Origin of the sequence: Streptomyces sp. NPDC002886 (genome assembly GCF_042888445.1) — a bacterium.
In the GTDB taxonomy this organism is placed as follows: Bacteria; Actinomycetota; Actinomycetes; order Streptomycetales; family Streptomycetaceae; genus Streptomyces.
In genome coordinates, this window is sequence record NZ_JBIAPV010000003.1 from 637,415 (window position 1) to 650,680 (window position 13,266).

The 13,266-nt window shown below is 67.6% G+C and carries 10 protein-coding genes; all 10 read right to left on the minus strand.

Features of this window, described 5'->3' with window-relative positions:
- Nucleotides 1–10: 10 nt before the first annotated feature.
- Nucleotides 11–1,027: an ABC transporter permease gene (locus ACFYYB_RS15145; RefSeq protein ID WP_389435682.1), complete on the minus strand. Its 1,017-nt coding sequence runs from the start codon at nt 1,025–1,027 to the stop codon at nt 11–13.
- On the minus strand, nt 1,020–1,943 hold the full coding sequence (locus ACFYYB_RS15150) for an ABC transporter permease (RefSeq protein WP_327304767.1): 924 nt from the start codon (nt 1,941–1,943) through the stop codon (nt 1,020–1,022). Before ACFYYB_RS15150 ends, ACFYYB_RS15145 begins: the two co-directional genes overlap by 8 nt.
- A 31-nt stretch (nt 1,944–1,974) precedes the next feature.
- Complete coding sequence (locus tag ACFYYB_RS15155; protein WP_389435683.1) at nt 1,975–3,603, minus strand: ABC transporter substrate-binding protein; 1,629 nt, start codon at nt 3,601–3,603, stop codon at nt 1,975–1,977.
- A gap of 108 nt (nt 3,604–3,711) precedes the next feature.
- Entirely contained in the window at nt 3,712–4,653 is a 942-nt protein-coding gene (locus ACFYYB_RS15160) for a GNAT family N-acetyltransferase (RefSeq protein WP_389435684.1), read from the minus strand.
- Between the two features lie 170 nt (nt 4,654–4,823).
- Nucleotides 4,824–5,873: an ABC transporter ATP-binding protein gene (locus ACFYYB_RS15165; protein WP_389435685.1), complete on the minus strand. Its 1,050-nt coding sequence runs from the start codon at nt 5,871–5,873 to the stop codon at nt 4,824–4,826.
- On the minus strand, nt 5,866–6,912 hold the full coding sequence (locus ACFYYB_RS15170) for an ABC transporter ATP-binding protein (protein ID WP_385370351.1): 1,047 nt from the start codon (nt 6,910–6,912) through the stop codon (nt 5,866–5,868). Before ACFYYB_RS15170 ends, ACFYYB_RS15165 begins: the two co-directional genes overlap by 8 nt.
- A gap of 20 nt (nt 6,913–6,932) precedes the next feature.
- Entirely contained in the window at nt 6,933–7,880 is a 948-nt protein-coding gene (locus tag ACFYYB_RS15175; protein WP_389435686.1) for an ABC transporter permease, read from the minus strand.
- A complete protein-coding gene (locus tag ACFYYB_RS15180) occupies nt 7,873–8,805 on the minus strand; it encodes an ABC transporter permease (protein ID WP_389436206.1) in 933 nt (310 codons plus the stop codon). Before ACFYYB_RS15180 ends, ACFYYB_RS15175 begins: the two co-directional genes overlap by 8 nt.
- A 174-nt stretch (nt 8,806–8,979) precedes the next feature.
- Nucleotides 8,980–10,620, minus strand: a complete 1,641-nt coding sequence (locus ACFYYB_RS15185; protein ID WP_389435687.1) for an ABC transporter substrate-binding protein — start codon at nt 10,618–10,620, stop codon at nt 8,980–8,982.
- 440 nt (nt 10,621–11,060) lie between these two features.
- Nucleotides 11,061–12,965: a translational GTPase TypA gene (typA, locus tag ACFYYB_RS15190; RefSeq protein ID WP_327304774.1), complete on the minus strand. Its 1,905-nt coding sequence runs from the start codon at nt 12,963–12,965 to the stop codon at nt 11,061–11,063.
- Nucleotides 12,966–13,266: the final 301 nt, after the last annotated feature.

A 13,266-nucleotide genomic window follows, 5' to 3' on the forward strand; every position in this document is an offset into this window, starting at 1 on the left:
GCGGGGCTCCTCAGCGCAGCTTGGGGTCGAGGGCGTCGCGCACCGCGTCGCCGAGCATGATGAACGCGAGCACGGTGATGCTGAGCGCGCCCGCCGGGTAGAGCAGCATGTGCGGGGCGTTGCGGATCTGGGAGGCGGCGTTGGAGATGTCGATGCCCCAGGAGACCGTGGGCGGCCGCAGGCCGACGCCGAGGAAGGACAGGGTGGCTTCCAGGGCGATGTAGGTGCCGAGCGCGATGGTGGCGACGACGATGACGGGCGCGATGGCGTTGGGCGCCACGTGCCGCAGCAGCATCCGGCCGTTGCCGGCGCCGAGCGCCCGCGCGGCCTGGACGTAGTCGTTCTGTTTGGCGGTGATGACCGAGCCGCGGGCGATGCGGGCCAGCTGGGGCCAGCCGAGCAGCACGATGAAGCCGACGACGGGCCAGACGGTGGTGCTGGTGACCACGGACAGGAAGACCAGGCCGCCGAGGACCACCGGGATGCCGAAGAAGATGTCGGCGACCCGGGAGAGCAGCGCGTCGCCCCAGCCCCCGAAGAATCCGGCGAGCCCGCCGAGGGCGGAGCCGAGGAGGGCCGCGCCGAGGGTGGCGCAGATGCCGACGGTGATGGAGGCGCGGGCCCCGTAGACGGTACGGGTGTACACGTCGCAGCCCTGGGTGTCGTAGCCGAAGGGGTGTCCCGGCGAGGAGCCCTGCTGCGATTTGGACAGGTCGCACTGGAGCGGGTCGCCGCTCGCGATGAGCTGGGGCCAGATGGAGATGACCACGAGGAAGAGGATCAGCAGCGTGGAGACGAGGAAGACGGGGTTGCGGCGCAGCTGGTGCCAGGCGTCGGACCACAGGGAGCGGGGCTTCTCCTGGGCCCCCGCGGGGCCCGCCGGGCCTCCCCCGAGCTCCTTCTCCAGGGACTCCCCCTCCTCCAGGGCGAGATCCATGGCGCCCCCTTGTCCGGTGGGGGCGATGGACTCGTGGGGGCCGGGTGCCAGCGGATCGTAGGCGGCGCGCTCGGGATCGGGCTCAGGCATAACGGATCCTCGGGTCCAGGACCGCGTAGAGCAGGTCGACGAGCAGGTTCGCCAGCAGGAAGACGATCACGAGGATGGTCACGAAGCCGACCACCGTCGGGGAGTTGTTGCGCAGGATGCCCTGGTAGAGCTGGTAGCCGACCCCGTGGATGTTGAAGATCCGCTCGGTGACGATCGCTCCGCCCATCAGGGCGCCGATGTCGGTGCCGATGAAGGTGACCACGGGGATCAGCGAGTTGCGCAGCAGGTGGCGGGTGATGACCCGGCGGCGGGGCAGGCCCTTGGCCACGGCGGTGCGGACGTAGTCGGCCTTGACGTTCTCGGCGATGGAGGTCCGGGTCAGCCGGGTGACGTAGGCGAGGGAGACCAGCGCGAGGACGATGCCGGGCAGGATCAGTTCGCTGAAGGGGGCGTCCGGGGAGACGGTGGGGCGCACCCAGCCCCATTTGACGCCGAAGACGAACTGGAGGAGGTAGCCGGTCACGAAGGTGGGCACCGAGATGACGACGAGGGTGAGCACCAGCACGCCGCTGTCGATGGACTTGCCGCGCTTGAGGCCGCTGATCACGCCGAGGGTGATGCCGACGACGATCTCGATGGCGATGGCGACGATGGTCAGGCGCAGGGTCACCGGGAAGGCCGAGGCCATGAGTTCGGTGACCTTCTGGCCGTTGAAGGCGGTGCCGAAGTCGCCCTGGAAGATCTGGCCCATGTAGTGCAGGTACTGCTTCCACAGGGGCTGGTCGAGGTAGAGGTCCTTGCGGATGCGCGCGGCGGTGGCGGGGTCGGGGGCCTTGTCGCCGAAGAGGGCGGCGACCGGGTCACCGAGCGCGTACACCATGAAGAAGATCAGGAACGTGCTGCCGATGAACACGGGGATCATCTGGAGCAGTCGCCGGATCACATAACGTCCCATGGACTGCTCCAGGTTCGATCCGTCTGAAGGGTCAGCTGACCTTGATCTGGTCGTACACCGGGACGCTGAACTGGTTGAGCTTCACGTCCGAGACGCGCTCCCCGTAGCCCGCGCTGCCGTTCTGGTACCAGAGCGGGATCGACGGCATCTGCTCGGCGAGGATCTTCTCGGCGTCCTTGAAGAGGCCGGTCGCCTTGGCGGCGTCGCTCTCGCGGTTCGCCGCGTCGACGAGCTTGTCGAACTCCGGGTTGCTGAACTTCCCGTAGTTGGAGGACGCGCCGGTGTAGTAGAGCGGCTCCAGGAAGTTCTGGATCAGGGGGTAGTCGGCCTGCCAGCCGGAGCGGAACGGGCCCGTCAGCTTGAAGCTGCTCTGCTGGTTGCGGAAGTCGGCGAAGGTGCCGATCGGGTTGACCGTGCAGACCGGGCCCTCGCCGAGCGCGTTGTTGATGCTGTTGCAGACGGCGTCCATCCACTCGCGGTGCGAGCCGGTGTCCACGTTGGAGGTCAGCGAGACCTTGCCGCCGGGCAGGCCGCCGGCCTCCTGGATGAGCTTCTTGGCCTCGGTGGGGTTGAAGGAGCAGGCCTCGCCGCAGGCGGTGGCGGAGAAACCGCCCTTGTCGCCGAGGGCCGGGGAGGTCCAGTCCTTGGCCGGGGTGCGGGTCTCGCGGAAGATCTGCTTGGTGATCTCGTCGCGGTTGATCGCCATCGAGATGCCCCGGCGGACCTTGTCCATGCCCTCCTTGCTCCACTGCGGGTCGTACAGCGGGAAGGTGAGGGTCTGGATGATGAGGGCCGGCTGGTTGATGTAGCGGTCGCCGAGGTCGTTCGCGACGTTCTTCAGCTGCTGCGCCGGGACGTCGTCGACCAGGTCGAGGTTGCCGGAGATCAGGTCGGTGTAGGCGGTGTTGTTGTCGGTGTAGACCTTCAGGTCCACTCCGCCGTTGACCGCCTTGTCCTCGCCCGGGTAGGCGTCCCACGTGCGCAGCTTCATGCCGGTGCCCTTGGTGTACGAGTCCACCGTGTACGGGCCGTTGCCGACGGGCTTCTTCAGCCAGGCGTCGTGGTCCGTGAAGAAGGCCTTGGGCAGGGGCGAGAACGCCTGGTAGCCGAGGGTCTCGGGCCAGGTGGAGAACTTCTCCTTGAGGGCGACCGTGAAGGTCTTGGGGTCCTTGACGACCAGGCCGGACATGGTCTTGGACTTGGGGTCGCCCTTCTCCGGGTGGACGTCCGCGTAGCCGACGATGTCGGAGAAGAAGGGCGAGTTGTTCTGCTTCTTGGTGACGTCCGCGCCGTAGTTCCAGGCGTCCACGAAGGACTGCGCGGTGACCGGCTCGTCGTTGCTGAACTTCCAGCCGTCCTTCAGCGTGATCGTGAAGTTCTGGCTGTCGGTGGTCTCGATCTTCTCGGCGAGGAAGTTCTTCGCCTCGCCGGTCTCGGGGTCGTACCGCTTGAGCCCCCGGAAGATCATGTCGAGGACCTTGCCGCCCTGCACCTCGTTGGTGTTGGCGGGCTCCAGCGGGTTCTGCGGGTCTCCCCACGAGGAGCTGACGATGCCGTCCGCGCCGCCTCCGCCGCTGTCGCTTCCGCCGCCGCAGGCGGTCGCCGCGAGGGCGACGGCCGCCGCACATGCGGCCCACTTGGCGTGGGTGGCTCCGCGCATGGAGTGCCTCCTCATGGATCCCAAGACTCACTTAGGGCCCAATGTCACCCTATGTGGGGTCCCGCACACTCCTGGTTGGACCGATTGCACCCTCGCGCCCCCCGCCTGTCACCCCTGCGAGTGCAAAGCGGACCGTCGAAGCGTCAGCTCCCAGGTGGCCACCGTGTGGTGCGTGGTCATGCCGTGCGCCTCGTACAGCCGCAGCGCTCCGCTCGCGTTGGCGGCGTCCACGTCGAGGCCCAGTGTCGCGCGGCCCCGGGCGGCGTAGGCGGCGAAGCAGTGGCGCAGCAGGAAGGCTCCGACGCCCCGGCCGCGGGCCTGCGCGCGTACGCCGAGGTAGCTGAGCCAGCCCATGCTGGTGCGGTCGTCGCGGGTGAGCAGTACCCCTACGTCGCCCAGTACGGGCAGGCTCGCGATCCACACCAGCGACCAGTCCAGGCCGCGGCCGTCGATCTGGTCCAGCCACGGCTCGTACGGGCGCTCCACGTGCCCGAAGTGCTCCGCGAAGGTCTCCTCGATCAGTGCGTGCGCGCGCCGGCGCTCGCTCTCGTCGCCGTCGCAGGGGCGAAGGACGAGCCCGGCGGGCGGCTCCGGGGGCGTGTCGGCGGGTCCCAGCGCGCGGGTCAGCACCCGGAAGCTGCGCACCGTGCGGTAGCCGCGGCCGGGGAGCAGGTCGGGGTCGAGGGTGCGCCCCCCGCTGGGCGAGAGCCACAGGTAGGCGTGCGGGGCTCCGGCGGTGAGTTCGCGGGCCCTGGCCTCCACCCGCTCCAGCAGCCGGACGGCGGCCGCGCTGCGCCCCGGCAGGACCCGGAAGTGGCAGTCGGCCCGGCCGGGGCCGGAGTCCGCCCACACCAGGGCGTAGCCGAGGAGGCGGCCGCTCTCGAAGGCGAGGAAGGAGTCCGCCTCCAGGTCCACGTCGGGGTGGTGCAGATCGGCCTCCACCGCGCCGAGGTCGGTTTCGGGGCGGCCGATCTCGATGCGGTCGATGGCGTTGAGGAGCCCGCAGATGTCCCCGGCGTCTGAGGGCCCGGCGGGCCGTACGGTGAGCATGCGGGCCATCAGACCATGCGGGCCGTCGGGGCTCCGTCAGCCCGGCGGGGGCGCACGGCGCGCGAACGCCGGGGTGCGCCGATGCCAAGGCGCCCGCCGCCGGAAAGGATCCGGTGACGGGCGCCCGTGGTGTCGCTGTGTCGCTGTGTCGCTGTGTGCCTTCGGGGAGGTCAGACGGCCAGGACGGCCTTCTCCTCCGCGAAGTGGCAGGCCGAGTCGTGCGCGGCCAGCGACTTGGAGCCCTTGAAGCGCTCCGGGATGGCGAGCAGCGGCTCCTCCACGGAGCACTTCTCCTCGGCCTTCCAGCAGCGGGTGCGGAAGCGGCAGCCCGACGGCGGGTTGGCCGGCGAGGGGACGTCACCGGTGAGGATGATCCGCTCGCGGCCCTCGCGGGCGGCCGGGTCCGGCACCGGCACCGCGGAGAGCAGCGCCTGGGTGTACGGGTGGGTCGGGTGCTCGTAGATCTGCTCGTCGGTGCCGATCTCGGCCATCTTGCCGAGGTACATGACGCCGACGCGGTCCGAGATGTGCCGGACGATCGACAGGTCGTGCGCGATGAAGATGTAGGAGAGGTTGAACTCCTCCTGCAGCTTCTCCATCAGGTTGATGACCTGGGCCTGCACCGATACGTCGAGCGCGGAGACCGGCTCGTCGCAGATGATGATCTCCGGGTTGAGCGCGAGGCCGCGGGCGATGCCGATGCGCTGGCGCTGGCCGCCGGAGAACTGGTGCGGGTACCGGTTGATGTACTCCGGGTTCAGGCCGACGACGTCGAGGAGTTCCTGCACCTTGCGGCGCCGGTCGCCCTTGGGGGCCACCTCGGGGTGGATGTCGTAGGTCTCGCCGATGATGTCGCCGACCGTCATGCGCGGGTTCAGCGAGGTGTACGGGTCCTGGAACACCATCTGGATGTTGCGGCGGACGGCCTTCAGGGCGCGACCGGACAGCTTGGTGATGTCCTGGCCCTTGTAGAAGACCTCGCCGGCGGTGGCGCGTTCCAGGTTCATCAGCAGCTTGGCGACGGTGGACTTGCCACAGCCGGACTCGCCGACGATGCCCAGGGTCTCGCCCTGGTACAGGTCGAAGGAGATCCCGTCGACGGCCTTGACCGCGCCGACCTGCTTCTTGAACAGGATTCCCTGGGTCAGCGGGAAGTGCTTGACCAGGCCGCGGACCTGGAGGATCGGCTCCCGTGCGGGGGCGTTGGTGAGCTCAGCCATGGAGCTGCTCCTTCCAGAAGTGGCAGGCGCTGTGACGGCCGGCCAGCTCGCTGCCGTCCTGCTCGCTGACGGGCTGCAGGGCGGGGATCTCGGACCGGCAGATGTCCTGCGCGGCGGGGCAGCGCGGGCTGAACGAGCAACCGGTGGGCAGGCGCAGCAGGTTCGGCGGCAGGCCCTTGATCGCGAAGAGCTCCTGGCCCTTCTGGTCCAGGCGCGGGATCGAGTCCAGCAGGCCCCGGGTGTACGGGTGCGCCGGGCGCTTGTAGATCTCGTGGACCGGAGCGGTCTCGACGATCCGGCCCGCGTACATGACGGCGATCTTGTCCGCGACGTCGGCGACCACGCCGAGGTCGTGGGTGATCAGGATCAGGCCCATGTTGAGCTCGCGCTGGAGCTCGGCGAGCAGGTCCATGACCTGGGCCTGGACGGTGACGTCCAGAGCGGTGGTCGGCTCGTCCGCGATGATCAGGTCGGGCTCCAGCGCGATCGCCATGGCGATCATGATGCGCTGGCGCATACCGCCGGAGAAGTGGTGCGGGTAGTCGTCGACCCGCTCCTTCGCCGCCGGGATCTTGACCTTCTCCATCAGCTCGATGGCCTTGAGCCGGGCGTCCTTCTTCGACATGCCCTCGTGGACGCGGAACATCTCGCCCAGCTGGTAGCCGACGGTGAGCACCGGGTTCAGGGAGGACAGGGCGTCCTGGAAGATCATGGCGATCTTCCGGCCGCGCAGCTTGCGCCGCTCCTCGAAGCTCATCTTGAGCATGTCCTGGCCGCGGAAGAGGATCTCGCCCTGCGGGATCTTGCCGGGGGGCATGTCGAGGATGCCCATGATGGCCTGGGCCGTCACGGACTTGCCGGAGCCGGACTCGCCGAGGACGGCGAGGGTCTCGCCGGCGCTCACCGAGTAGTTGACGCCGTTGACTGCCTTGGCCACACCGTCGCGGGTGTGGAACTCGACGTGCAGGTCGCGCACTTCGAGGAGCGGCGTCTGCGGGTCCCCGTCACGCGGGGAGGGAAGGCTGGAGGTGTTGTCCATGGTGATCACTTACGCCCTCCTCAGCGCAGCTTGGGGTCGAGGGCGTTGCGGACCGCTTCGCCGAGCATGATGAAGGCGAGGACGGTGATGCTGAGCATGATCGAGGGGTACAGCAGGATGTGCTGGGCCACTCGGATCTGCGAAGCACCGGCGGAGATGTCCACGCCCCACGAGATGGTCGGGGAGGCGAGGCCGAGACCCAGGTAGGACAGGGTGGCCTCCGCCGCGATGTAACCACCGAGCGCGATCGTGGAGACCACGATCACCGGGGCCATGGCGTTCGGCAGGATGTGCCGGAACAGGATCCGGGTGGTGCCGGCTCCCAGGGCCTTGGCGGCGTGTACGTAGTCCGCCTGCTTCACGGTGATGACCGCGCCGCGCATGACGCGGTTGATCTGCGTCCAGCCGAGGAAGGCCAGGGCGAAGACGACCGTCCACACGGTGCGGTCGGTGAAGGCCTGGAGGACGACCATCGCGCCGAGCAGGAACGGGATGCCGAAGAAGATGTCGGTGACGCGCGACATGATCGCGTCGGTGATGCCGCCGAAGTAGCCGGCGATCATTCCGGTGATGCCGCCGAGCACGGTGACGATCGCGGTCACGGAGATCGCGACGATGACCGAGGCGCGGGTGCCGTAGATGAGGCGCGCGTAGACGCTGCGTCCCTGGCCGTCCCAGCCGAGCCACTCGGGAGAGCCGACCTTGCTCAGTTCCGGCTTGCCGAGGAAGTGGTGGACCAGGTCGCCCTTGGTGGGGTCGATGCTGGTGAACCAGCCCGGGAAGGCGGCGATCACGAGGAGTACGAAGATCAGCCCGGAGGAGACGACGAAGTACGGGTTGCGACGCAGGTCGGCCCAGGCGTCGCCCCAGAGGCTGCGGGCCTTCTCGGCCTTCACCGGCTCCACCGGGGCGCCGGGCGCCGCGGAGGTCTCGGCCGCCACGATGTCGGTCTTGGTCAGATCAGGCATACCGGATCCTCGGGTCCATGACCGCGTAGAGGAGGTCGACGAGCAGGCTGGCTATCAGGTAGATCACGACGAGGACGGTGACGACACCGACCACGGTCTGGCCCTCGCGGCGGACGACCGATTCGTAGATCAGACCGCCGACGCCGTGGACGTTGAAGATGCCTTCGGTGACGAGGGCACCGCCCATCAGGGCGCCGATGTCGGTGCCGAGGAACGTGACGACGGGGATCATCGAGTTGCGCATGAGGTGCACACCGATGACGCGACGCTTGGGCAGGCCCTTGGCGACGGCGGTGCGGACGTAGTCGGCGCGCAGGTTCTCGGCCATCGAGGTGCGGGTCAGGCGGGCCACGTAGGCGAGCGAGAGCGAGCCCAGCACGATGGCCGGCGCGACCAGTTCACCCCAGGTCTCGTCGTTGCTGACGTTCGGCTCGATCCAGCCCAGCTGGAAGGCGAACACCGACTTGACGATGAAGCCGAGGACGAAGACCGGCATCGAGATGATCAGCAGCGTGAGGATCAGGATCAGGTTGTCGGCCCACTTGCCGGCCTTGAGGCCGGCCACGATGCCGAGGGCCAGGCCCAGGACGATCTCGATCGCGAAGGCCAGGAAGGCCAGGCGCAGGGTGACCGGGAAGGCGGCCCCGACGACCTCGGTGATCTCACGCCCACTGCGGATCTGGGACCCGAAGTCGAAGTGGAACAGGATGCCGGTTATGTAGTTGTAGTACTGGTGCCACAGCGGCAGGTCCAGACCGTGCTGGTGACGCAGGGCGGCCAGCGTTGCGGGGTCGGTGCCCTTGTCCCCGAAGAGTCCGGCCACGGGGTCGCCGGGCAGGCTGTACACCATCAAAAAGATGAGCAGGGTCGTCCCGAAGAAGACCGGGATCATCTGGAGCAGTCGTCGTGCGACATAGCGCCCCATCATGCCTCCGTAGAAGATGCGGCAGGCGCAGCCGGACGGGCCCTTTCGCCACGCACGCGCGTGACGGTTCCGTCACTGCGTCGCGAAAGGGCCCCCCGGGCGCTGCATGTAGGCCCGGATGTGGGCCGGCTCCCCGCCGGCCCACATCCGTCGAAAGGAATTACGCGGTAGGACTTACTTCTTCTTGACCTCGACCTGGTCGAGGATCGGGTCGCCGTCCTGGGCGTACTTCACGTTCTGGACCTTCTCGGAGTAGCCCGCGTTGACCTTGTAGTACCAGAGCGGGATGGAAGGCATGTAGTTGACGAGGTCCTTCTCGATGGCCTGGTAGGCCTTCACGGACTCGTCGAGCGTCGCGGCGCTGTCGGCCGCGGCGATCTTGGCGTCGAGCTCGGGGCTGGTGAAGCCACCCTGGTTGCCGCCGGCGCCCGTACGGAACAGGTCGCTGATGAAGTTGGCGTTCACCGGGTAGTCGAGGACCCAGCCGGAGCGGTAGATCGACTTGACCTGCTTGGACTTGCGGGCCTGGAGGTCGGCCTGGAAGTCCGGCTTGGCGTCACCGGTGCACTTGACGCCGGTGGCCTGGGTGATGCTGCCGCAGACGGCCTCGACCCATTCCTTGTGACCGCCATCCGAGTTGAACTGGATGAAGATCTCGTTGTTCGGAACGCCGCCGCCCTCGGCGATGAGGGCCTTGGCCTTCGCCGGGTCGAACTTGGTGACGTCACCGGAGCCGGTCGGCGTGTAGCCGAGGACGCCCTTGGCGACCCAGCCGGTCGCCGGCTCGCGGGTGCCCTGGAGCACGGTCTTGGTGATGGTGTCGCGGTCGATCGCCATCGACAGACCCTGGATGACCTTCGGGTCGACCTTCTTCGGGGTCTTCCACTGGTCGGCGTAGTACGCGATGGCCAGCGTCTGGACGGCGGAGTACGCCTGGTCCACGGCGCGGTCACCGAGGTCGGCACGGTAGACCGGGAGGTCCTTCGGGCTGATCTGACGCAGGACGTCGACGTTGCCCGACTTCAGGTCCTCGTAGGCGGTTTCGAGGGTGGTGTAGTTCTTGAGAATCACACCGCCGTTCTTCGCCTTGTCCGCGCCCTTGTAGTCGTCGAAGCGCGTGAGCTCGATCTGCTTCTTGTGCTCCCACGACTTGAACTTGTACGGGCCGTTGCCGATCGGCTTCTCACCGGCGGCCGCGGGGTCCGCGTAGAACGAGGCGGGCAGCGGGGAGAAGACCTCGTAGCCGAGCTTGTACGCGAAGTACGGCACCGCGTTGGCGAGCTCGATGGTGAAGGTGTTCTCGTCGACGATCTTCAGACCCTCGAGGGCGTCACCGGTGGGCTTGGCGCCCTCCGCCTCGGGGTGCAGGGCTTCGAAGCCCTTGATGTCGGCGAACCAGGACGCGTTGCCCTGCTTGTTGTTGATGTTCGCGGCCCAGTTCCACGCCTTGACGTAGGACTCGGCGGTCACCTTGGTGCCGTCGTGGAAGGTCCAGCCCGGCTTCAGCTTGACGGTCCACAGCTTGCTGTCCGTGCTCGTGACCGACTCGGCGTTCACGTTGACGATCTTGCCGTCGGCGTCGTAGTCGACGAGCTGGGCGAACAGGCCCGACATCGCGATCGAGCCGTTGGACTCCATCGTGTCGGCCGGCTGGAGAAGCTTCTCCGGCTCGCCGACCTCGATCGAGTAGATGCCGTTCGGGTCAACCTCACCCTTGGCGCCGGCGTTGTCGCCATCTCCGCCGCCACAGGCAGTCGCTGCCAGGGCGACGACAATCGCGCCCGCTACCCACTTGGCGCTCTTGGCACCGCGCATGGGTTTCCTCCTCATGAGTCCACTGTCTGATGTGAAGGACACAGGTGTGTTTCGCCGACACCCCTGACGGCGATAGGACCGGTGCCCCGAGTGTGCTCGTGAGTCGACGCTCCCCACAGCGTGTGACCCATTGACCCGAGCTCAATGGAGCCATCCTCGAGGACGTCCTGACCGTAAACCACACTTAAGTGGTCTCGTTTTCACAACATCGCACTACGGCTAAAACCCGAAATCCGGACAAACGGATAGGAGACAGACATGAACGAAACGGACTGTTAGCTCTTCTTCCGGAGTGTCACGGTCGGTATGCGGACACCGGACCGAAATAATCCGCTTGACAAAAGCGAACAGCCCCCTCCGTCACGGTGAACGTGACGGAGGGGGCTGTTCACTTGAGTCGACGCCGGGCAGGACCCAAGTGTGACCTAGGTCCCAGGCGACTACTTGCCGGACTTGGCGCGCGAAGCGGTGCGCGAGCGGTCCTTCTGGTCCAGGACGACCTTGCGGATGCGGACGGCCTCCGGGGTCACCTCGACGCATTCGTCGTCGCGGCAGAACTCCAGGGACTGCTCCAGGGAGAGCCTGCGCGGGGGCACCACGTTCTCGGTGTTGTCCGCCGAAGCCGCACGCATGTTGGTGAGCTTCTTCTCCTTGGTGATGTTCACGTCCATGTCGTCGGCGCGGGAGTTCTCGCCGACGATCATGCCCTCGTACACCTCGGTGCCGGGCTCGGTGAACAGGACGCCGCGCTCCTGCAGGTTGATCATCGCGAACGGCGTGACCGAACCGGAGCGGTCGGCGACCAGCGAACCGTTGTTACGGGTCACCAGCGGGCCGAACCACGGCTCGAGGCCCTCGTGGATCGAGTGGGCGATGCCCGTGCCGCGCGTACCGGTCAGGAACTCGGTACGGAAGCCGATGAGGCCGCGGGACGGGACGACGAACTCCATGCGGACCCAGCCGGAGCCGTGGTTCGACATGTTGTCCATGCGGCCCTTGCGGACGCCCATGAGCTGCGTGACCGCGCCCATGTGCTCCTCGGGGACGTCGACCGTCATGCGCTCGACCGGCTCGTGCACCTTGCCGTCGATGACCTGCGTGACCACCTGCGGCTTGCCGATGGTCAGCTCGAAGCCCTCGCGGCGCATCTGCTCGACCAGGATGGCGAGCGCGAGCTCACCACGGCCCTGGACCTCCCAGGCGTCGGGACGCTCGGTGTCGAGGACGCGGAGCGAGACGTTACCGACCAGCTCGCGGTCCAGACGGTCCTTGACCTGGCGGGCGGTGACCTTGCGGTCCTTGACCGCGGACTTGGCGTCCGCGCCCTTGCCGCTGCCGCCGCGGCCGACCATCGGGGAGGTGTTCGTACCGATGGTCATGGAGATCGCCGGCTCGTCGACCGAGATCAGCGGGAGCGCGATCGGGTTCTCCGGGTCGGCCAGGGTCTCGCCGATCATGATGTCGGGGAAACCGGCGACCGCGCAGATGTCACCCGGGCCCGCCACCTCGGCCGGCTTGCGGGTGAGCGCCTCGGTCATCATCAGCTCGGTGATGCGGACGTTGGAGATGGTGCCGTCACGCTTGATCCACGCGACGGTCTGACCCTTGCGGAGCTCGCCCTGCTCGACGCGCACCAGCGCGATGCGGCCGAGGAAGTTGTCCGCGTCCAGGTTGGTGACGTGGGCCTGGAGGGGCGCCTCGTCGTCGTACACCGGGGCCGGGACGTGGGCCAGGATGGTGGAGAAGAAGGGCTCCAGGCTGTCGCTGTCCGCGGGGACGGTGCCGTCCTCCGGCTTGGTCAGCGAGGCCACGCCGTCACGGCCACAGGCGTAGACGATCGGGAATTCGATCTGGTCCTCGTCGGCGTCCAGGTCGAGGAAGAGGTCGTACGTCTCGTTGACGACCTCGTCGATCCGGGAGTCCGGGCGGTCCGTCTTGTTGATACAGAGGATGACCGGCATCTTCGCCTGCAGGGCCTTGCGCAGGACGAAGCGGGTCTGGGGCAGGGGACCCTCGGAGGCGTCCACCAGCAGGACGACCGCGTCCACCATGGACAGACCGCGCTCGACCTCACCACCGAAGTCGGCGTGGCCGGGGGTGTCGATGATGTTGATCGTGATGGGCGCCCCGCCGTCCTTGGGGTGGTACTTCACCGCCGTGTTCTTGGCGAGGATCGTGATGCCCTTCTCACGCTCCAGGTCGTTCGAGTCCATCATGCGGTCGTCGAGGTGCTGGTGGGCGGCGAAGGCACCGGCCTGCTTGAGCATGGCATCGACGATGGTCGTCTTGCCATGGTCGACGTGGGCGACGATGGCGACGTTACGGATGTCGTGGCGCGTGGGCACTTCGGCGCTTCTCCCGGGATCGTGGATGGCGACGCGTACGGTCCGGCACGCGCGCCTCGACCGGGCGGAAAACCTGCCACGGCCTTACCCCATCGTACGTCGGCTGGCGGGAACTGCCTGCCGGGGGGTCTGTCAAGAGGCCGGACGACTGAGCACGGCCGGGTCCTGGGTGGGGGGACTCGGCCCTGGGTGGAACCTGTAAACACGCGGGTCAACGGGTACGTACGACCTTGCCCGCCGGGTGTTCCGGCGGGCAAGGGACTTGAGTCACATCTGAGCTTGAGATCCTCGAATCAACCCC